Here is a 20,431-nt window from a genome sequence, read left to right as displayed (position 1 = left end):
GCTCAGCAAGCTCTACGAACGAACCAGCATCATCATCACCACCAACCTGAGCTTCGCTGAGTGGGCCAGTGTGTTCGGCGATGCAAAGATGACGACGGCGCTGCTCGACCGGCTCACGCACCACTGCCACATTGTAGAAACAGGCAACGATAGCTATCGTTTCAGAAACAGCACGACACAGCCAAAGAAGGAGAGAAAGAAGACCCAGACACCCACCGAATAACCCGCAAAGCTGGTCCAACGGGTGGGTCAGAATTCAATGCAAATCCCGGGTCAGGATTCCGTGCAAATCAACATCGAAGTAGACCTGATCGACCGTTCCAATATCGCCGTCGATCGCGCTGACTGTGCAGCCATGTAGATCCTTTATGCTCCGCAACATGATTTCCTCCAACATAGAAGCGGGCGAGCGGGGAAACGTCACGCGCTATACATCTATCTAGACGATAAGGGAATGAAGCCGACTGACTTTGACGCAATCGAAAGACCCGCCGGCCATCAACCCGGTGCGGGTCAGAACGAGCACATCGACCTGCCTGGTCCGGTGCTTGCGCGTCCCTTCCAACCTGTCAGACGGTGCTGTCATTACGATACGTGAGTGCGATTGGAGATGCGGTACGACACCGTACAAATGGCGGATACGGCTCTATATCCGACGATGCCGGCGGGCGACGAGCCGCACACGCATGGGGCCTCAGATAGCGACCAGAAGATTTCGTCGGCCGATCATTGGTTGGTCGAGACTGACCGCTGCCGTACCGAATTTCTTTGACTGACGCTCCAAACTGAGCGTGTGCGCTTACGGGTCATTGAACTGCGCATGACTGCTCTGCCCATCCGACCTGAAGTGGCGGCGACGCGCAGACTTTCTGAGAAGGAAGCATCGGACCGAGCGCGCAGCGCGTCGCCGAAGCGATCGGGAAAGTGTGCGCCGCGCAGAAAGCGGCTTACAGTGCTGTTGGATGCGTTGAAGATTTCAGTATTCGCGAGACTCGCGATCACCTAAGTGCGGTCATGCAGTGCGGAGCATGAAGAGGACCAGAATGAAAGCCAGGTCGGAGGACTTTCGGGTGCATCAGGGCGACGAGATCGATCTCCAGAAATGGCCGACGAACGTAGCGCCAGTCTACGTGTCGAAACACGACTATAAGAAGTTTCTCGCGGAGCATGTTGTGCAACTGAGCGCGCAACAGCAGCTCTTCTACGCGTCCAACCGCCATGCGATCCTGTTGATCTTTCAGGCGATGGACGCGGCAGGAAAAGACGGTGCGATCAGGCATGTGATGTCTGGAGTCAACCCGCAAGGCTGTCAGGTGTTCAGCTTCAAGCATCCTAGCCCAAGGGAGCTGGAGCACGACTTCCTCTGGCGCACTACCCGCGATCTGCCGGAGCGAGGGCGAATCGGCATATTCAACCGCTCTTACTACGAGGAGGTCCTGATCGTGCGTGTTCACCCGGAGATTCTGCGCAACGAAGGATTACCGGATGCTGCGCTTGATGATGGGGCGGTATGGAAAAACCGATACCGTTCGATCGTGGACCTGGAGTGGCACCTTGAGCGAAATGGCACGCGTGTCATTAAATTTTTCCTCCACCTTTCCCCGGATGAACAGCGTAGGCGATTCCTGGAGCGTATTGACTCTCCGGACAAGAACTGGAAATTCAGTACCGCGGACATCGAGGAACGGAAATTCTGGAAGCAATACATGAATGCGTACGAGCAATGTCTGAGCGCTACAAGCACACGACATGCGCGATGGTACATCGTACCTGCTGACGACAAGCGCAACGCGCGGTTGATCGTTTCGCGGATCGTTCTCGATACGTTCGAAGCGCTGAAAGTGGCTTGCCCCAAAGCGAGCCCACGGCGTCGGCGGGAGTTGCAGGAAATTCGCAAGCGCCTTGCCGTATGAAGTCCTGTGCTAAAACAGGTTGTGAACTCATCGTTCATCCCCATGACGCTGCGAGGAACTGAGTAGTTTCCGAGCCTATCGCTGATGCCGGGTGCGCAACTATCATTTTGATCATCGGTGGTTGGGCTCCGGACCCGACAGTGGCTTGCGAGCCAGCATTTGAGCCAACGCGCCGATCCGTATTTTCAGTTTATCTATCCTCGGAGCGTTGAGTCCAGACTCATCAATGCCCATCGCGCTATTCATCCCGAGGCTTCGCCATGCAGGATGGAAAAAATGCCGAACCAACTCTGTGAGATCTGCAACGCGCGTCCCGCCGTCGTTCGAGTCGTCGTGGCGCAAAACGGCAAGCGCAAGTCGATGTCGATCTGCGACTACCACTACCGTGAATTGACACGACATCAAAGCATGGTGTCCCCGTTCGATTCGATTCTCGGGCAGGGTGGGTTGTCGAATTTTCTAGGCGGCATGGACGCCCAAGCGGTCGACGAGTCATCGTGGTCCGCAGACCTGGAGAAGGAATCTGTCGAACCGACCGATGCGTTCAGTGAGCAAACAGTCGAGCTTCTGCAGCGCGCCGGAGAAAAGGCACATGAGTTACATCGAACCGAACTCGACACAGAGCATCTGCTGTACGTGCTCGCCGATACCGATGTCGGTGTGGCTTTGCTGAAGGAACTGAAACTTTCGCCGGAAGACATCAAGAGCTACCTGGATCAGCATGCACCGCATGGCATTTCCCCCGTCGAGGCAACGACGGACCGGATGACGATTTCGCCACGGCTCAAGAAGGTATTCGTTCATGCCTTTGAGGCGTCACATGAATTGGGACACTCCTATGTCGGCCCTGAGCATCTGCTGATCGGTCTTGCTTCTGTCTCAGACAGTCTCGCTGGAACGCTGCTGAAGAAGTACGGTGTGTCGCCGGAAATGATTCGTCAGAAGACCGTGAAAGTGATCGGCAAGGGATCGGAGGATGGCCGCGTCGAAGCGTCGACCGGCACACCTACGCTCGACAAATTTGGTCGCGACCTGACAGCGCTCGCCAAACAGGGCAAGCTCGACCCGGTGGTAGGGCGCGCGCAGGAAATCGAAAGCACGATCGAGGTGCTTGCTCGGCGCCGGAAGAATAATCCAGTGCTGATCGGCGAGCCAGGCGTCGGCAAAACTGCGATCGTCGAAGGCCTTGCACAGCGGATTGTCAACGGCGAAGTGCCCGAAGTGCTCCGCGGCCGGCGTCTGGTGGAAGTGAACCTCAATTCCATGGTGGCGGGTGCCAAGTACAGGGGCGAGTTCGAGGAGCGCGCAAAAGCGCTGATCGATGAAGTAACCGCCAAAAAGGATGAACTCATTCTCTTTATCGACGAATTGCACACCATTGTCGGCGCTGGACAAGGCGGAGGTGAGGGGGGGCTCGACATCGCCAACGTATTGAAGCCTGCACTGGCGCGCGGTGAGCTTAGCCTGATTGGCGCCACGACCTTGAACGAATATCAGAAGTACATCGAGAAGGATGCTGCGCTTGAGCGCCGGTTCCAACCGGTACTCATTTGCGAGCCGACCGTAGAGCAAACCATCGTGATCCTTCGGTGCCTGCGCGACAAGCTTGAAGAACACCACCAGGTCACATTCTCTGACGAGGCCTTTGTTGCGGCAACCGAGTTGGCCGATCGGTACATCACGAATCGCTTTTTACCGGACAAGGCGATCGATGTGATCGACCAGGCGGCCGCTCGCGTCCGGATTGGTGCCAGCTCAAGGCCTCTCGCCATGCAGGAACTCGAAGCGGAGATGGCGCAGCTGAAACGCGAGCAGGACTATGCGTCGTCACGCAAGCGCTACGATGCGGCCAAGGTGCTTGAGCAAAGCATCAAGATAAAGAAGACAGAGCTCGATGAGCAGACGGAAGCCTGGCAGCGCAAAACAGGTTCGGAAACGCTGGAGGTGACGGTGCTCGCAGTAGCCGCTGTCGTTTCGAAACTGACGGGCGTTCCTGTAAGCGAACTGACCCAGGAGGAGCGTGAGAAGTTGCTGAAGCTTGAAGAGCGGTTGCGCGTGCGCGTGATTGGTCAGGACCAGGCTGTGAAGGCGGTAAGCGATGCGGTGCGGGTATCGCGAGCGGGGCTAGGTCAGGCCAACCGGCCGATTGCGACGTTGCTCTTTCTTGGACCGACGGGCGTCGGTAAAACGGAGCTGGCTAAAGCGCTCGCGGAAACGGTATTCGGCGACGAGCAGGCGATAATCCGCATCGACATGTCCGAGTATATGGAGCGCCATGCGGTCGCTCGTCTGATCGGGGCGCCGCCGGGCTATGTCGGCTATGACGAGGGTGGTCAACTGACGGAGCGAGTGAGGCGCCGGCCATACAGCGTCATTCTGCTTGACGAGATCGAAAAAGCGCATGCCGATGTGAACAACGTCTTACTCCAGGTGTTCGACGACGGACGACTGACTGACGGAAAGGGACGTGTGGTCGACTTCTCGAACACGGTTATCATCGCAACCAGCAACCTGGGTGCGTCGCTGATTATGGACGACCTCGAACAGGCGCCAGCGGAGCGGATGAGCGAGAAAGCGCTTCGTGATGCATTGCTGCAGGTGCTCAAAGGCTACTTCAGACCGGAATTCCTCAACCGGATCGACGAAGTCATCGTGTTCCACTCGCTGACGCGGGAAGATATTCGTGCAATCGTCCGGATACAACTGGACCGCGTCGTCCGTACTGCAGCGGCACAGCGCATCACCGTGCAAATTGACGATTCTCTGGTCGAGCACCTGGTGGAAACCGGCTATCAACCGCAATACGGGGCACGCGAACTCAAGCGCCAGATCAGACTCGAAGTGGAGACGTACCTTGCGCGGGAGATCCTTGGCGAGGCGTTAAAAAGCGGCAACACCGTGCGTCTGGCTTTTGACGCGACAATCGGTCAGGTGAGCATCACCTCCGTCGATTTGCCACCGCCGGCGAAGCAAAAAACCAGAAAAGTTAAGAAGGATGAGCATGCGGAGGACGCCGTCTGACCTGTTCGGATAGCTTCGTTGGTTCTGGTTGCCGTCCCGCGATAGGCGCCTACGCCTGATCGTCCACGATGCTGACTTTGGGCGATGGAGCTGTGGCGATGGGGCCGCCGGATGCGGCAGACGGCTCGGCCTCGTACGAGGCCGCAGCCAGTGCCAGACGCGCTAGCGCCGGAAGGGAGCCGGCGCCCGTTTTCGTCATGATCGCGGCACGGTGGTTTTCGACCGTCCGTTGGCTAATCGAAAGATCCGACGCAATGATCTTGCTCGGTTGACCGGCTAGCACACGTTCCATGATCTGGTGCTGGCGTGGCGTTAGCGTGGCGACGTGGCGTGCCGCCGTCTCACGCCACGCGAACAGTTTGTTCGAGTCGCGCGATTGTTCAAACGCGCGTCTGATGCCGTCGAGCAGCTCGGTCCGCCCGATCGGTTTTTCGATGAAATCGACAGCGCCGGCCTTCATGGCGCGGACTACCATTGAAACATCGCTGTGACCCGTGATCATGATCGCCGGGAGTGGCCGCTTCGTTTCGCGGATATGTTCCAGCAATTCAAGTCCACTCATGCCCGGTAAGTAGCCGTCTATCAACAGACAGGCTTCACGCCCCGAATGATAGCTTGAGAGGAACGCTTCGCATGTGGGATAGGTTTCGACGGTCTGGCCGTCTTCCTCGAGTACGGCTCTTATCGCATCACGTACGTTGGTATCGTCGTCCACCACAAAAATGACCGGTTCCGACCCGCCTTCCCAAGGCATATCGGCGTGATGCGGGACCGACGCTGGCGCAACTGGAGGCAACTCCGGTAAGAGGCGCTGGATCATCTGTGAGAGCGTGTTCAACTGCACTGGCTTGTTCAGTTGCGCACACTGCTGGAGCGCGATTGCCCTTAGCGTCTCCGTCGATATGTCGCCCGTCAGGATGATGGTCGGGATTTGACGGCGCAGCGTTTCCCGTAACTTCGTTGCGACCTGCAGACCGTTCATCCCGTTTGGCAGGTTGTAGTCCGCAAGGATCAGGTCTGGGCGGAACGTATCGCGAGTCACCCATTCAAGCGCCGCGGTTCCATCCCGCGCAGCAGCCGCACGGTGGCCTTCGTCGGTGAGAACGAGTTCCAGTAAGCTGCGCACTTCAGGATCATCCTCGATGACCAGAATGGCGCCGGTTCGGTGGGCGGTATCGACGATCTCATCGTTGACTTTTGTCGGTTGCGGGACTGCGGGGCTGGCGGGTTCCTCCACGGCGGCCCCAACTTCGATGGTAAATACCGAACCCTTGCCCGGCTCGGAGCGTACCCGAATCCGATGCTTCAGCAGGCGCGCGAGGCGCTGGGAAATGGACAAACCCAGCCCAAGGCCAAGTCGACGCTCGCGCGCAGCATTGTTGAGCTGATGGTATTCGTCGAAGATCGATTTAAGCTCTGTATCGGGAATGCCAATTCCAGTGTCCCATACCTCTATGCTTATCACGCCGTTCCGTCTCCGGCACCCTAGCAACACCTTACCGCGCTGCGTATATTTCAGCGCATTCGAAAGCAGGTTGCGGATTATCTGATCAAGCAGGCGCGGGTCGCTTTGTATCGATAGATGGCAAGGCACCACATGCAAGGAGAGGCCTTGCGCCTGCGCGTGGTACGCGAACTCGTCTCTCAGCCGGTCAAACAGCGTATTGACACAAAAGCAGGAAATTTCAGAATGGACTGTTCCAGCCTCGATCTGATTGATGTCGAGTAATGTGTTCAGCATGCCGGACATCGCGTCCAGCGTCTGCTCAAAGCGGGTAACGATTTTACCGGCTGCATCGCCCTCCACGTGCTTCACCAGCAACGAATGAAGTAGCGTCAGTGTCTGCAGCGGTTGCCGCAGGTCGTGGCTTGCAGCTGCCAGAAACCGGGACTTGGCAACGTTGGCGAGGTCGGCTTGCTGGCGTGCTGCTTCGAGCGCTTTCGCAGTGTGCTTTCTGTCCGTGATGTCGGTGAACGTGATGACCACGCCTTCGATGCCATTGTCGTCGGTGCGATAGGGCAGGATTCGGCGGATGAACCACACGCCGCTGCGTGCTTCGATTTCCCGTTCGATTGGGGCACCGTGCTGTAATACGGTCTGTGCATCCGTGAGCAGATCACCGTCAGCCGCGAGCGAGCGCAGATCCGCGAGGGGACGGCCGACGTCGCCGGGAATCACACTGAAAACCAGTTTCGTGGCTGGGGTGAAGAAGCGGATGTTCAGGTCTGTGTCGAGAAAGAGCGTCGCAACATCAGTGCTGTAGAGAACGTTCTGCAGATCGTTATAGGTTGTTCGCTGACGCTCCAGCGTTTCCTGCAACTGACCATTTAGTGCGGTGAGCTCCTCGTTAAGCGACTGCAACTCTTCCTTCGAAGTGACCAACTCCTCATTCGTCGACTGATATTCCTCATTGACCGACAGCGCTTCCTCATTGATGGTCTTCTGCTCTTCACCGGCGAGTTCAAGACTACGGATGGCGCGTTGCAATTCGTCGCGGGTCGTCTCAAGCTCGCGTCCAAGTTCCGCGACTCGGGAAACATCTGCTGGAGGAATCGGATTGGTGCGCGGCTGCGCGCGTTCAGGCAGGTCGACAAAACAGATAAGCAATAGCGTCTCGCCTTCGTTCGATACGGGCAGAACGTCGATGTTGAAGGAAACCTGATTGCCATCGCGCGATGTGCTGCCACCGTTGACGACCACGCGCGTACCCTCCTGGCTGGCCTGCTCTGTAGCCATTCTCAGTCTCGTGCGCATGCCGTCGGGCGCCATGGAGAGCACGTCGTGCGTAGGTGCGCCGCGTGGCACATGTAGATAGCGGTCGGTGGCCCCAAGGAAGAACAGGCACTCATGATTGCGGTCGGTCAGCACCGCGGCCGGTGCATAGGCCTCAAGGACGAGCCGCCGGCACAGATCGGCTATCCCGGCGTGGCGCGGGCGAACAGGCGTCACTTGCCCTTCGCGAAGTGGAGCGCGGGGAAGTTCGCCGTTACCGACCAGAAAGCCAAGGTCTCCTGGCCGGGAACGGCCGATATGCCTATAAACACGCTCTGCTTTCGAAACAAGCTCGAAACGTCCGGCAGTGTTGCCGGCAGTCTCGGCGCTGCCCAGAAGCAGGATGCCTCCTTCACGCAAGGCGAAATGAAACAGCGATATGACTTTTGCCTGCGCCTCGGGCATAAGATATATCAGCAGGTTGCGGCATGAAACAAGATCGAGACGCGAAAAAGGCGGATCGGCCAGCACGTCCTGGACCGTGAATACCACGACTGACCGGAGTTCAGGTAAGACCCGGTACTGGTGTTCCTCCTTGGCAAAGAACCGCGCCAGTCGCGCGGGAGATACGTCGGCCTCAATGCTCTTAGCGTAAAGGCCCTCACGCGCCCTGGCGACAGCGTCGGGGTCGATGTCGGATGCAAACACCTGCAGCTTGATATCGATACCGGCCAAAGCGATCTGTTCGCGAATCACCATCGCAAGGGAATAAGTCTCTTCGCCGGTGCTGCACCCGGCTATCCAGATGCGCACAGCCTGACCGGCTGCGCGGCTTCGAACCAGTTCAGGTACGACAGTTTTCTCGAGAAACTCGAACACCGAAGGATCGCGAAAGAAACGTGTGACATTGATAAGCAGATCCGCCGCCAGCCGGCCCAACTCCTCGCTGTCGCGCTGTAGAACCTCGAGATATTGGCCGATTTCACCGGTGTCCAGCGCTACCAGCGCCATGCGCCGCCGGACCCTGCGCAGCAGGGTGCCGGGCTTGTAAAACGTGAAGTCGTGGGTAGTCCTGGCGCGCAGCAATTCAACGATCTTCGATAATCCCGCCGGCTTTGCCTCTTCCCCGCCAGCCAGGGTATTTTTATCAGGTAACGCCATGCGACGCTGGAATTCAGTTAGCGCGGCGGGTATCGCATGAGCAGAGAGAACGAGGTCCACTCCACCCGTGGCGATCGCGCTTCGCGGCATGGAATCGTAGGCCGCTTCGTTCGGGTCTTGGGCAATCACGAGACCCCCTGCTTCCCTGATGGCTTTCAACCCGACGCTGCCGTCGGCACCCATGCCGGAGAGAATCACGCAGACGGCGCGCGCTCCATATTCGTCAGCCATGGAGTGCAACAGAAAATCGAACGGCAGGCGGGCGCCATGGCGAGCCAGCGGCTTCGAGAGGTGAAGCGCGCCGTTGCGGACTGAAAGCGAAACGCCGGGCGGAATAACATACAAATATTCGCGCTCGATCAGCATTCCGTCTTCCGCCTGCAGCACGCTGACAGACGCGTATTCGCCCAGCAGATCGACCATCATGCTTTCATGAGTCGGATCGAGATGCTGAACCAGAACAAATGCCATACCGGCATTGATGGGGAGTGCACCGAGCAACTTCCTGCAGGCGTCGAGACCGCCTGCCGATGCGCCTATTCCGACGACGGGAAAGTCCTCGGATTTCGGCTCGGCAACGCTGCTGGGAAGGCGCCGCTCACCTGAGCGGGTTGGGAGTTTGTCAGCGCGATGGGAAAGACTTTCAGGCATGAAAGATTGCCTTGACGGGTTGCCTTCACGAGGAAGACATGGTTTTGATGGTACACGAGTTTTCTTTCATGTCCTGAACGCATCAAATGGTCCCGGTCAGGGTTGACGATGTCGATCTGAGTAGTTTCCGAGTCTGCCTCAACATTCAGCCCGGCACTATGATGAAGGCAAATGAGGTTAGGAGGGATGTGATGAGCACGGTCATCGCGAAGCTACAGACGGAGCATGTGAGGCTTGCGCGATTGGTGCGCTTGTTGAACCATCAGTCATGTCTCCGCACGGACGCGAGCGCGCCGAATATTGCGCTGCTGGTGGATGCGTTGTGTTATCTGACACGCTTTCCTGACGTGAGTCACCACGTGATTGAAGACCGGATGGTCGACGTGCTCCTGGCGAAGAAGGCGTTGTCAGTTGAGGTCGGTCAAGAAATCGAATCACAGCATGCGACATTGATCCGGGACGGTCGCGACCTGTTGCGCGACCTGGAGTCGGCGGTCCGGGGAGAAAACATGTCGCAGGAGTTAGTGGATATCCGAATTCGACTCTACGCAGAGCGGCTACGGCACAACATGGTCGTTGAAGAATTGACGCTATTTCCCGCGGCTGAGAAGAGCCTTAGCGAGGAAGATTGGCGCACCGTTGAGGGAGCGAATTCGCAAGCTCGGCCTGATCCGCTTTTCGATAACGAGCCAGACCTGCAGTTCGCCGAGCTATTCAGGGTCATTACGACCGAGGCGACTACGGTGTCTGCCGAATTTCCTTTTTGAGCCGATTTATATTCCACGTTCGCATCCAGCGGACGCTCGCCTGTCCGGAGCCTCATCATGTCGAAGAAATTCCTTAGCCGCGAACAGATCCGGCAGCAAGTTCAGCAGCGCCTGCAGCCAAGCCCGACCAAGCTGACGGGATTGGCTGAGATGGCCGTTCCAATGCCGAAACCTCATTCGCTTGATGCGCATGCGCGCAATTGGGATATGGAGGAATTTGGCGGCACAGGGTATGGCGGATACGTCCGGAAGGTCGTTGACGAGGCGAGAAAGGAGTTCTTTCTATCCGATGCCGCCGAGCGTGACGAGATGCTGGGGGACTCGTTTGCGCATAGCTGATACCCGTGCCGTACATCCAGTTGGTTTGGTTGAATTTCGATCCCATCGGTAGAAATTCCGCGGAAGCTGCAGGGATCGTTACCGATTCAGGGAGTGGCAAATGATAGATGGGCATGACCCTCGCGGGAATCACTTGCTCGCGGCGCTGCCCCAAGCGGAGTGGGCGCGCGTTAGTGCGCGTCTTGTGCTGGTCGACATGCCATTGGGACGCGTTGTTTACGAGTCAGGGGATAGATTGAGCCATGTCTACTTCCCGACGACCTCGATCGTGTCCCTGCTCTACGTCATGGAGGACGGAGCGTCTGCCGAGATTGCGATTGCCGGTAACGAGGGCCTCGTCGGCATTGCACTCTTCATGGGCGGCGAGACAACGCCGAGCCGTGCGGTTGTGCAAAGCGCGGGTTGGGCCTATCGGCTGGATGCCCGGGTCCTGAAAGACGAGTTCGGTCGGGCAGGGCCCGTGCAGCGGCTATTTCTTCGCTACACCCAGGCATTGATTACGCAGATGGCCCAGACCGCGGTTTGCAACCGCCACCATTCGATCGACCAGCAACTATGCCGTTGGCTATTGCTGAGCATGGATCGCCTCCCGTCAAACGAGCTGAAAATGACTCAGGAACTGATCGCCAATATGCTCGGTGTGAGGCGAGCAGGAGTGACGGAGGCGGCGATGAAACTTCAGGATGCAGGGCTGATTCGCTACAGTCATGGCCATATCGAAGTACTAGACCGACCGGGGTTGGAGCAGCGGGTGTGCGAATGTTATGGCGTCGTCAAACGCGAATTCGATCGACTGTTGCCGGATTTGAGGGCGCTTTGAGTTGTTCAATTCGATATTGGCAAGAGCCGTGCAGCGAGATAGGCATGCTGTTCGCCACTTCCGCGCGCTCCAGGTGACCTGTCCCGGCTAGCCGGCACGACCACAAACTTTTGAGGTGAACTTCATGAACCTTTCAGGAAAAATCACTGACGAGAAAGGGGATTGGGCGGTGAACGCTGAGACACACGAGTCAAACGGCGGCTTTAGTTGCGAGATTCATATGACGATTCACAGCAATGGGGGCGAATTCGCCCACGAATACAAGGCTGAGCGAACGTTCGAAACTGAACAGGACGCTGTTCTTTATGGGCTGCGCGAGGGTATGGCCTGGATAGATCTCAAGATGTCGCGGACGATAAGGATGTAGTGTTCGAGAGGCTTGAGCGAGCCGTGCACGGCTTCGCCGGCTTAACCGCGCCATGCATGCGTGCGCGATGATCTGGCACAGTTCCGCTTCCGCTGAGTAGTTTCCGGCCCTATCGGAATAGGAGGCCTTGATCCATGCTGTCCTGAACCTAGGCAGCACAGGAGAAAACCATGTCGGCAAAGTCAGAGGAAGGGGCGCATCTTCTATCGGCGCAGTCGCATCACGAACAGGCTGCCAGCTTTCATCGAGAAGCGTCGAGGCACTATGAGACTGGCAAGGACTATGCGCACGCTGCTCACCAGGCGTGGATCGCGTATGGCCATGGCTTGCAAGCCCGAGACCGCGCAGGTGAGGTGGTCTCGCGCTATGCCGAACATGTTGTTGCAGGACAGTCGCCGGATTCGGAGACGCCGTTCAGCCTCGAAGCTGCATCTAACGGCATGGGCGAAAGCGCGCACGGCGGGCTGAGTTGTGCCGAGCATCAGGCAACGGCGGCTGACCATCATGAGCATGCCGCCCGGCGTCTCGCCGACGCGTCCAGACATTTCGCAGCCAAAGACTATGTCCCCGCGCTTCGAGAAGCTCAAACTGCGGTTGCACTTGGCGTCCTGGCTCTTTTTCATAGTGAGCAGGCTGCAAAGCGTCACGTCAAGGAAATCGGCTTGGTGAGTGCCACGACCGACGTTCTGTGATAGAGCTCTATAAAAAGCGCGCCGCTAAGTATCCGGTCGCTGAGTAGTTTCCGACGCTATCGACATGACCACCAGATCTCTACCATCAGTTTATGGAAGGCCGTCGTGTTTTCAAGACGCCGCAGTTCCAAAGCGGAGTAACGGCCACGCTCAAGATGACCGGTCTGCGTCGTCGGAGCGGACTGCCGGGAATTCGAGCCCGTCTTCAATTGGAGAAGGGCTTTCGCTGAAGCAAAACAGGGAGTATCGATATGTTGCGAAGCATTGAGAGCCTTTACGGATACCCGGTGATTGCGCGTGACGGCGAAATCGGCAGCGTCGACGAGGCCTATTTTGACGACGAGGCGTGGGGCGTCCGTTATCTTATCGTCGAAACAGGGAACTTGTTCGATAAAGAGCGGGTCCTGATTTCCCCCTACTCATTCGAGCGCGACAATCCGGAGTCCGGAACGATCAAGGTGGACCTGACACGTCAGCAGGTCAAGGACAGTCCGGGCATTGATACGCATAAACCTGTGTCGCGCCAACATGAAATCGACTACCTCGGTTACTACGGCTATCCGGCATATTGGGGTGGCGCCTATGTGTGGGGCATGGGTTCCTATCCGACGTTCGGGGCGATGGGCGCGGCGCCCGGCGTCGAAATCGACGCGCGCATGCGACGGCTTGAGCATGAAGAGGACGCACGCACCGAAGATACCCATTTGCGCAGCACCCGCGCAATCAAGGGCTATGGCATCGAGGCGGCGGACGGCGGCATTGGCCATGTTCACGGCTTTGTGTTCGACGACGTCGCGTGGGTAATCCGGTACCTGATCGTGGATACAAGAAACTGGTGGCCAGGCGGCAAGGAAGTGCTGATCGCCACGCGCTGGCTGAACCATATTGATTGGATCGGATCGACTGTGTCGACGCCGTTGACGCGCCATGAAGTCAGAAGCAGTCCGCTGTTCAGCGGCACGTTTCCGATCGATAGATCCTTCGAGGAGCGGCTACACAAGCACTACGGTCAACATGAGTATTGGCTGCCAGACGGTAGTGAAGATAGCGCCGTGGTCGAGCCGGTGGGTGAGCGATAACGAACCCGTCGGTTGTTTTGGTTGCATCCGGCAAGCGTGTCCACCTGGACACGCCATCTCTTTCGAAGAAAAACGTCATGAATCCGATCACATTGCTGATTTCCACGGTCTTTCTGCTTGCGGGTGTTGCGGCTGGCGGCCTGGTAAATATCTATTTCGGGCCTCCGCTCATTATCATTGCCTTGCTCGTCGGTATGTCTGTCAAGGTGGCGAACGTTTGGGAAAAGTTTGTGATCTTGCGCGTCGGGAAATTGCAGAGCGTAAGAGGCGCGGGGCTGTTCATGATCATTCCCGTTCTGGACAGCGTCGTCGCCATCATCGACGAACGAATCCAGACAACCGCGTTCAATGCCGAACAGGCGCTCACGAAGGACACCGTGCCTGTCAACGTCGACGCGATCATTTTCTGGCACGTTTGCGATGCACAAAAGGCAGCACTGGCCATCACGGATTACCGTCAGGCAATCGACCGTGTTGCCCAGACGACGCTACGCGAACTGATCGGCTCTTCGATGCTGGCAACGCTTCTGTCTGATCGTACCGTTGCGGACGCTCATCTGAGAGATGAGATCGGCGGCAAGACAGCGGCGTGGGGTATCGCCGTGGGCTCGGTAGAAATCCGCGACGTTGCGATTCCGGTTGCCTTGCAAGACGCGATGTCGCGTCAGGCACAAGCCGAGCGGGAAAAGCAGGCGCGCGTCATTCTTGGGTCTGCGGAAGCCGCAATCGCCGCGAACTTCGTTGAGGCCGCGAGAGTTTATGAAAAGCAACCCGGTGCTCTCCAGTTGCGCGCTATGAACATCATCTACGAGACGACTAAAGAACGCGGGGCGACGATCCTGATGCCGACATCGATGGTTGATAGCCTGAATCCGGCGCTCGCGCTTGCGATCGCGGGAGATGATCTTGCGGGTGCGGCTGTCACGCCGCTTAAGACCGCCGCATAAATAGAATGGGTCTGCGGAAACCACCCGGTCTTCCGCTAAGGCGCTAGTAAACGCTTCTCTTCAGGTGTCTCGCTTGACGCCGTTTGCGAGCGAATAGCCATGCGGATTCATACGGGCATTCGTTGGTATGTCTTCACAGCAAGATTTATGTGATTCGAAGGGAGTCGTGATGAAACGCAAATATAGTTCGATGTCGACGCGCGTATGTACGTCCTTGCTTAAATGGATGATGTCCCGAAGGCGCCGGACTATCACTCTCAGGAATCAATCCTCGGGCACGCTCGGGCAGATCATGCCGATGCTCGCTCCCGTACGCGTGAAGCCGCGCCGCAGCAACGCAAGACTTTAGGTGCGCGAGCCTTCTTCCGGAAGTGCGAGAGTCGCCGTCTCATATCGGACGAAGTGATCGGCGACGATGTCTTCGAGCGCCTCCTGACGTTTCCGACCGTCCTGGTCACTGGCCATCAGGGTTTCTTTACGAGCGACGCACTGGCAGCAATCGCCGAAATCACGATGGCCAATATCGCATCGTCTGAAAAAGCCGGCCGTGCCATTCATGAGGTCACTTGAGTGCTGGCAGGCGACATAGTGAAAATTCAACGTGAAAAACGGCATAGTGACGAATCGGAATGGCGCGGCGGCTTTAGCACTAGTTGCGGTTCTAGCCGCAACACTGTTATTGAACCGCGGAAGTAGCAGTGTCGATCCAGTGCAAGCTTCCAGTGCGCGTCCAGTAGCGGAAATCGGGGAGCAGCAACACGCCACGCAGGGGTTCAGAAGCAGGCGTGATGAGGCTAAATGGATTCTGAAAGTCGACGCAACATGAACGCGCTGGGTTTTACGCGATTCCCGCGTACCGTTACCGTCCGATGTTATCTACGCGTCGAACGACGGTATTGAGGCAGGCACGGCTTCAACTATCCCGTCAGCGAGTGACGCATCGGAGCCAGGAAAGATCAAGGCTGGCGAACCGCATATCGACGCTTCGCCTGACCTGATCGCGCCTAATGTTGCACAGGCGACAGCGCTGGATCCCGCAGGCGCCATTGAAATGGGCAAGACTTTTGCGAAGGAAGTTGAAAGACGGCTAAACGTGCCGGTTACCGCACAATTGGTCTATGGTGCAAAATTGCAGCAGGCGCTGCAGGGAAACTCCGTTGGCTCGATCGCAAACGAGTATGTGCTGCTTGTCGATCGCAGCAAGAACGTGCAGGCGCTATTCATCTACTTTCGGGCAAAGCCGGATGGCATCTGGCAGATGCTCGGAGCGACGCCGGTGTCAACCGGTCTTCCAGGAAGTTACGATCACTTCATCACGCCTCTTGGCGTCTTCGAACATACGCCGCGCAACATGGACTTTCGGTCGGAAGGGACGCTCAACGAATTCAAGATTCGAGGCTATGGTGGTCGTGATATGCGCATCTACGATTTTGGCTGGGCTCAGGGCGAACGAGGGTGGGGAAAGGGCGGGAAGTCCCAGATGCGTTTCCAGATGCACGCGACCGATCCGGACAAGCTGGAGCCCGTCCTCGGCGTTCGTCATTCAAAGGGGTGCGTGCGCATTCCAGCAGCGCTGAATGTCTTCTTTGATAACCACGGAATTCTCGACGCGGACTACGAAGCGCGGGTGGCATCGGGTCAATCGCTGTGGATATTGAAGCCCAGACGCACTCCGACACCATGGGCCGGACATTATCTGGTGATCATTGAGTCAGCCCAGAGTGTGCGGCCAGGGTGGTCGCCGCTGCCGGACGGGAAGGCCCACTCGCAATTCCCCGCTCACGGGAATACCGCTGACTGAAGCTGAAGGAACGCAAGCGGGTCGGCTGCTACGAGATCGTAATGTCATTCACCACCGCAGTTGCCCCCGGTGTCGACCAGGCGGTCATTGCGGCAAGGTCACGATCATGCGGCGTTCGGGCAGTGCCGGTCAGCCGCACTGTTCCACCGTGCGCGGTGACCGTGATGTTCTGTGGGTCGGACCAAGAGCGATAAAGGGCGTGCATGAGGTTTCCGCGCACCTGCAAAACATCGACCCCAGCTTTGATCGCGATCTGATTTGACACACCGACGACCCCTAGCAGTCTGCGTACGTCCTGGACGGCTGCCTCTCTCTGGAAATTCCAGTCAACATCTCCGCTCAGGGTAATCCAGCCGCTTTCGACCTTAACCTTGATTGCATCCCGTGGCACGGCGACGTCCCACTCTAGTCGATTGACCACTGCTGCCGCGATATCGTTATCGCTGCGCTGTGCGTCGAAGCCGAGTCGGACCTCGATCTCTTCGACTACCGCCTCGACGCCCTTCACGCGGGCGGCGGCAGTTTCAGCCGCATGTTTCTCCGCGAAGCTTTCGACGTGACCGGTTAGCGTGACGACGCCCGAGATCGCGGTCACACCGATATGTGCAGCCGTCACACTCGGCTCCCATGCGAGTTCCGCAAGGACTGCCTCTTGCAGCTTAGTGTCGTCATAGATGACTGCCATGATGTCTCCGGGAAGATTGATAAAGGGAAGATGAACTGACAGTGTTGCGTGCATTCAGCGCCTGAAGATGTCATCTTCAGCGCGAGCCTTCGTTGACTCTGAAGACGCAACCCTGTCCTGATTCTTGATGGTAGGGCGCATAACCTTCGCGCGACAGAGTCGGAAACTACTCAGATCTCCACGCTTAGGCACCGGGCCCACTAACGTGAACCGGGCGCGCCCCATCCATGCGGAACGGACCGCTGCGAATCGTTCAATTCCTAGGCGAGCCGCGAACTGGACTGCTTGAGTGTTTTCCGAGCCTGTTGTGTCGGGCGTTTGTCAGCTACTGTGCATCCAGATGTGACTCGATTCGTGGAGTCAAACTTAGCCACGCCCGGTTGATTGCGACCGCCCGCCATCATTTTGGACAGATGCCACGCATGACAGGTCGCCAAGCCCAAGCCCCCTCGCCAGACCGCCACGGCGCCCTGTCCGCCGGCATTTTTGATGTCGACGGCGTGTTGCTCGCGTCTCCTCACGAACGTGCTTGGCGCGAAGCGCTCAAGGGCTTCGCCGATGAAGCAAGGTTCACCACGGCGATGTACCAGTCTCAGGTGGCTGGAAAGCCGCGACTGAGTGGCGCGCTCGCAGCGCTGCAAGCGCTAGGGGTGCCGAACGCCGCGCAACGCGCTGAAGCATATGCAGAGAGCAAGCAGAGGCGGTTAGAGGCGCTCATCGGCACCGGCGCCGTGTCGGCTTTTGCAGACGCACTTCGTTTCGTTAATGCCGTAAGGGCACTCGGCTTTCCGATTGCCGTCGCGTCATCCTCGAAGAATGCTAACGACATGATGCGGCGCATCCGGCTTGATGACCACCGCAGCCTCTTCGACGTATTTGGCGCCAATGTCTGCGGCCAGGATTTGCCTGCCGGCAAGCCGGATCCGGCGATATTCCTGCTCGCTGCCGCGGAGCTGCCCGCCGCGCCTGAGCACTGCTTCGTGGTCGAAGATGCGCCGGCTGGTATCGAGGCCGCCCGCGCGGGTGGAATGGCAGCACTTGGGGTCGCGCGGCTGGATGATGCGAAGTCGCTCTGGGCGGCAGGCGCCAATCTGGTCGTGACTAGTCTGGACGAGATCGATCTCGATCAACTGTCTCGAGGAAGGCTTTGCCGGCGGGTCTATGAAAAGTCCTGAACAGTTAGATCAGGTGATGCGCCCAACCGCCGATTCGAGCTGGATCGTGCTGGAAGAAGGCTACGACTCTTTGCTTGAATGTAGCCGCGCCGCGCGTTTCGCGATCAGTAACGGCTTTTTAGGCGTGCGCGGTGCGCGGGCGATACACCGTGGCGGTCGGTGGGTAGCCAACTCGCGAACACTCGTTGCCGGACTGTTCGATACAGCCGGTGAAGAGCCGGCCATCCCGAGACTCGCCGTGGCGCCCGACTGGATGAAGGTTCGGATCCTGCTGCAAGGGGAACCTCTGATACACCACATCGAGGACGCAACGGGGCAGGAGAGGATCCTCGACATGCAGCGTGGCGCTGTGATCGGCAGGGCGCGCCTGTCGAACGCGTCTGCTTCCGGCGTAAAGTTGCGGAGTTTCCATATCGCTTCTCTCAGCCAGCGCGCGATTGGAATGCAAATCATCCTGCTGGAGATGGAACAAGGGGCAATCGAGGTCACGCTGGAAGCGTCGATCGACGCGGTGGATATCGGTCTGTTATCCGACCGTGCGGAGCACGGTCTCAGCGTATGGCGCACGGAATCCTCCGGTACACGCCTCGCGGTCGCCACCGCAGTATCCCTGCAGATTGACCGGCGCCTCGTTCCTTCTACCGTATGCGGCCTGTCGCAATGGTCGTGGAAGTGGACGTCGAGCCCGGGACAGGTTATATGTCTCGCGCGGACGGTGGCCATGACACGCGCCGGCAAGGATGATATCGATCCTGCTCGTGGCGCGCAGGAAGCTCTGGAGTCTGCGCAGATGATGGGTTGGCCAGCCGTGGTAGCGGCGCACGAGAGGGCGTGGGATAACCGCTGGGCGTGCAGCGACGTCGAGGTTGAGGGCGATCCAGTCGCGCAACAGGCTTTACGATTCGCGCTCTACCATCTGAACGGCGCGGCCAATCCAGCCGACGAACATGTTTCGATCGCTGCGAGAGCACTCACGGGCGACGACTATCACGGGCACGTCTTCTGGGACACGGAAATATATCTGCTGCCGTTCTACACGTTGACGTGGCCTCAGGCAGCACGAGCATTGTTGATGTATCGCTTCCATACGCTCAGCGGAGCACGGGCGAGAGCAGCGGCAATGGGCTGGCAGGGTGCGTTGTATGCCTGGGAATCGGCCGATACCGGTGCGGAGACATGCCCCTCTCAAGTCGTCGGTCCTGATCGAAAGCTTGTGGATGTCAACTGCGGCAAGCAGGAACAACACATCAGCGCGGACATTGCATACGCCGTCTGGCAATACTGGCGGATCACCGGAGATGATGCGTTCCTCCGCGAGGCCGGCGCAGAGATTCTTCTGGAGACCGCTCGCTTCTGGGCAAGCCGCACGACGATGGAATCCGATGGCCATTGTCATATTCGCGGCGTGATCGGACCTGATGAATATCACGAATCGATTGACGACAACGCCTTTACGAACGTGATGGCACGCTGGAATATTCGGCGCGCTATTGAGACTGCTGCATTACTGCGTGATCGCTGGCCGGAGAGTTGGCGACGCTTGTCAGGTCAACTGAAACTCGACGAAGCCGAGCTACAGCGTTGGGGTGAGGTCGCAAAGGCGATTGCCACAGGCTTCGATTCGAGCACCGGTCTGTTCGAGCAGTTTGCGGGATTTTTCACCCTCGAAGACATTGATGTCGCCGCCTATTCCGGCCGTTCAGTCCCAATCGACGTCGTACTTGGCCGCGAGCGCACCCAGCGATCTCAGGTTGTCAAGCAGGCAGATGTTGTGGCCCTGCTGGCGCTGCTGCCGGCGGAGTTTCCTGGTGACGCCGCTGCGAAAAACTTCGAATACTACGCATCGCGGTGCGGCCATGGCAGCTCTCTGAGCCGCGCCATGCATGGCATAGTCGCGGCCAGACTCGGTGACGCTGAGACCGCGCTCGATTTCTTTCGCAAGACCTCGGCCATCGATCTCGACGACAGGCACGCGGCCATTGAAGGTGGCGTGCACATTGCAAGTCTCGGCGGCATCTGGATGATGGCCGTCCTTGGGTTCGCGGGCCTATCGTTTGGAAACGATTATCTAGCTCTGGCCCCGACGTTGCCTGCGGCGTGGAAGAGCCTTTCCTTTACGGTGCAATGGCGCAGTCGCTATCTGAAGATCAGAATATCGGAACCGACTGCGATTGTTCACATAGCAATGGAAGCGGGTGACCCAATGAAGGTTTTGGTTAATGGAGAGATGTTCACACTAAGTCGCGTGGAGCCTCTTCAGGTAAAGATCAAAACGCTCGCCGGCGCGGTCTCTTAGCGGG

General features: G+C 58.0%; 17 protein-coding genes. 14 read left to right on the top strand and 3 right to left on the bottom strand.

Annotated features, from left to right (window positions below):
• The coding region (locus tag HHL24_RS37825; RefSeq protein WP_169486137.1) for an ATP-binding protein at window positions 1–223 on the top strand (223 nt) is incomplete at its 5' end.
• 33 nt (window positions 224–256) lie between these two features.
• Here HHL24_RS37825 and HHL24_RS37820 read toward each other — a convergent pair.
• The gene (locus HHL24_RS37820; protein WP_407947549.1) at window positions 257–382 is read right to left on the bottom strand and encodes a hypothetical protein; all 126 of its coding nucleotides are present in this window, start codon (window positions 380–382) and stop codon (window positions 257–259) included.
• 661 nt (window positions 383–1,043) lie between these two features.
• On the opposite strand from HHL24_RS37820, the gene HHL24_RS37815 reads away from it, so the two are divergent.
• The gene (locus HHL24_RS37815; RefSeq protein WP_169490411.1) at window positions 1,044–1,913 is read left to right on the top strand and encodes an ADP-polyphosphate phosphotransferase; all 870 of its coding nucleotides are present in this window, start codon (window positions 1,044–1,046) and stop codon (window positions 1,911–1,913) included.
• Window positions 1,914–2,189: 276 nt separating this feature from the next.
• Window positions 2,190–4,934, top strand: a complete 2,745-nt coding sequence (locus HHL24_RS37810) for an ATP-dependent Clp protease ATP-binding subunit (RefSeq protein WP_169490410.1) — start codon at window positions 2,190–2,192, stop codon at window positions 4,932–4,934.
• A 49-nt stretch (window positions 4,935–4,983) separates the two neighbouring features.
• On the opposite strand, the gene HHL24_RS37805 is transcribed toward HHL24_RS37810, so the two are convergent.
• Window positions 4,984–9,459, bottom strand: a complete 4,476-nt coding sequence (locus tag HHL24_RS37805) for a chemotaxis protein CheB (RefSeq protein WP_169490409.1) — start codon at window positions 9,457–9,459, stop codon at window positions 4,984–4,986.
• Between the two features lie 191 nt (window positions 9,460–9,650).
• Between HHL24_RS37805 and HHL24_RS37800 the strand changes: the two genes are divergently transcribed.
• The 9 genes from HHL24_RS37800 to HHL24_RS37760 all read left to right on the top strand — a co-directional run bounded on the left by HHL24_RS37800 (window position 9,651) and on the right by HHL24_RS37760 (window position 16,271).
• Window positions 9,651–10,226: a hemerythrin domain-containing protein gene (locus HHL24_RS37800; RefSeq protein ID WP_169490408.1), complete on the top strand. Its 576-nt coding sequence runs from the start codon at window positions 9,651–9,653 to the stop codon at window positions 10,224–10,226.
• Window positions 10,227–10,283: 57 nt separating this feature from the next.
• Complete coding sequence (locus tag HHL24_RS37795; RefSeq protein ID WP_169490407.1) at window positions 10,284–10,565, top strand: hypothetical protein; 282 nt, start codon at window positions 10,284–10,286, stop codon at window positions 10,563–10,565.
• 100 nt (window positions 10,566–10,665) lie between these two features.
• A complete protein-coding gene (locus tag HHL24_RS37790) occupies window positions 10,666–11,385 on the top strand; it encodes a Crp/Fnr family transcriptional regulator (RefSeq protein WP_169490406.1) in 720 nt (239 codons plus the stop codon).
• Window positions 11,386–11,509: 124 nt separating this feature from the next.
• A complete protein-coding gene (locus HHL24_RS37785; RefSeq protein ID WP_169490405.1) occupies window positions 11,510–11,752 on the top strand; it encodes a UDP-glucose 4-epimerase in 243 nt (80 codons plus the stop codon).
• A 170-nt stretch (window positions 11,753–11,922) separates the two neighbouring features.
• On the top strand, window positions 11,923–12,444 hold the full coding sequence (locus HHL24_RS37780) for a hypothetical protein (protein ID WP_169490404.1): 522 nt from the start codon (window positions 11,923–11,925) through the stop codon (window positions 12,442–12,444).
• Window positions 12,445–12,695: 251 nt separating this feature from the next.
• Complete coding sequence (locus tag HHL24_RS37775) at window positions 12,696–13,523, top strand: PRC-barrel domain-containing protein (protein ID WP_169490403.1); 828 nt, start codon at window positions 12,696–12,698, stop codon at window positions 13,521–13,523.
• Between the two features lie 77 nt (window positions 13,524–13,600).
• Window positions 13,601–14,470 (top strand): slipin family protein, encoded by an 870-nt coding sequence (locus HHL24_RS37770; RefSeq protein ID WP_169490402.1) that lies wholly within the window; start codon window positions 13,601–13,603, stop codon window positions 14,468–14,470.
• A gap of 222 nt (window positions 14,471–14,692) precedes the next feature.
• Window positions 14,693–15,040: a hypothetical protein gene (locus HHL24_RS37765; RefSeq protein WP_169490401.1), complete on the top strand. Its 348-nt coding sequence runs from the start codon at window positions 14,693–14,695 to the stop codon at window positions 15,038–15,040.
• A 481-nt stretch (window positions 15,041–15,521) separates the two neighbouring features.
• Window positions 15,522–16,271 carry a L,D-transpeptidase gene (locus tag HHL24_RS37760; protein WP_169490400.1) on the top strand — a complete coding sequence of 250 codons (750 nt, stop codon included), beginning with the start codon at window positions 15,522–15,524 and terminating at the stop codon, window positions 16,269–16,271.
• Between the two features lie 28 nt (window positions 16,272–16,299).
• On the opposite strand, the gene HHL24_RS37755 is transcribed toward HHL24_RS37760, so the two are convergent.
• Entirely contained in the window at window positions 16,300–16,956 is a 657-nt protein-coding gene (locus tag HHL24_RS37755) for a BON domain-containing protein (protein ID WP_206003195.1), read from the bottom strand.
• Window positions 16,957–17,336: 380 nt separating this feature from the next.
• Here HHL24_RS37755 and HHL24_RS37750 point away from each other — a divergent pair, with 380 nt between their 5' ends.
• Together HHL24_RS37750 and HHL24_RS37745 are read left to right on the top strand one after the other, a co-directional pair.
• On the top strand, window positions 17,337–18,131 hold the full coding sequence (locus HHL24_RS37750) for an HAD family hydrolase (protein ID WP_230417740.1): 795 nt from the start codon (window positions 17,337–17,339) through the stop codon (window positions 18,129–18,131).
• The gene (locus HHL24_RS37745; RefSeq protein WP_230417739.1) at window positions 18,118–20,427 is read left to right on the top strand and encodes a glycoside hydrolase family 65 protein; all 2,310 of its coding nucleotides are present in this window, start codon (window positions 18,118–18,120) and stop codon (window positions 20,425–20,427) included. Before HHL24_RS37750 ends, HHL24_RS37745 begins: the two co-directional genes overlap by 14 nt.
• Window positions 20,428–20,431: the final 4 nt, after the last annotated feature.

It is taken from the genome of Paraburkholderia polaris, assembly GCF_012927345.1.
Taxonomy (GTDB): Bacteria; Pseudomonadota; Gammaproteobacteria; order Burkholderiales; family Burkholderiaceae; genus Paraburkholderia; species Paraburkholderia polaris.
This window is presented reverse-complemented; position numbering and strand designations above follow the sequence as displayed.

Bases quoted from the DNA above. Each gene is read 5' to 3' on its own strand.
- HHL24_RS37820 (WP_407947549.1), bottom strand. From the start codon at position 382: ATGTTGCGGAGCATAAAGGATCTACATGGCTGCACAGTCAGCGCGATC.
- HHL24_RS37775 (WP_169490403.1), top strand. From the start codon at position 12,696: ATGTTGCGAAGCATTGAGAGCCTTTACGGATACCCGGTGATTGCGCGT.
- HHL24_RS37790 (WP_169490406.1), top strand. From the start codon at position 10,666: ATGATAGATGGGCATGACCCTCGCGGGAATCACTTGCTCGCGGCGCTG.
- HHL24_RS37770 (WP_169490402.1), top strand. From the start codon at position 13,601: ATGAATCCGATCACATTGCTGATTTCCACGGTCTTTCTGCTTGCGGGT.
- HHL24_RS37810 (WP_169490410.1), top strand. From the start codon at position 2,190: ATGCCGAACCAACTCTGTGAGATCTGCAACGCGCGTCCCGCCGTCGTT.
- HHL24_RS37815 (WP_169490411.1), top strand. From the start codon at position 1,044: ATGAAAGCCAGGTCGGAGGACTTTCGGGTGCATCAGGGCGACGAGATC.
- HHL24_RS37755 (WP_206003195.1), bottom strand. From the start codon at position 16,956: ATGGCAGTCATCTATGACGACACTAAGCTGCAAGAGGCAGTCCTTGCG.
- HHL24_RS37785 (WP_169490405.1), top strand. From the start codon at position 11,510: ATGAACCTTTCAGGAAAAATCACTGACGAGAAAGGGGATTGGGCGGTG.
- HHL24_RS37745 (WP_230417739.1), top strand. From the start codon at position 18,118: ATGAAAAGTCCTGAACAGTTAGATCAGGTGATGCGCCCAACCGCCGAT.
- HHL24_RS37780 (WP_169490404.1), top strand. From the start codon at position 11,923: ATGTCGGCAAAGTCAGAGGAAGGGGCGCATCTTCTATCGGCGCAGTCG.
- HHL24_RS37805 (WP_169490409.1), bottom strand. From the start codon at position 9,459: ATGCCTGAAAGTCTTTCCCATCGCGCTGACAAACTCCCAACCCGCTCA.
- HHL24_RS37765 (WP_169490401.1), top strand. From the start codon at position 14,693: ATGGATGATGTCCCGAAGGCGCCGGACTATCACTCTCAGGAATCAATC.
- HHL24_RS37760 (WP_169490400.1), top strand. From the start codon at position 15,522: ATGGGCAAGACTTTTGCGAAGGAAGTTGAAAGACGGCTAAACGTGCCG.
- HHL24_RS37795 (WP_169490407.1), top strand. From the start codon at position 10,284: ATGTCGAAGAAATTCCTTAGCCGCGAACAGATCCGGCAGCAAGTTCAG.
- HHL24_RS37800 (WP_169490408.1), top strand. From the start codon at position 9,651: ATGAGCACGGTCATCGCGAAGCTACAGACGGAGCATGTGAGGCTTGCG.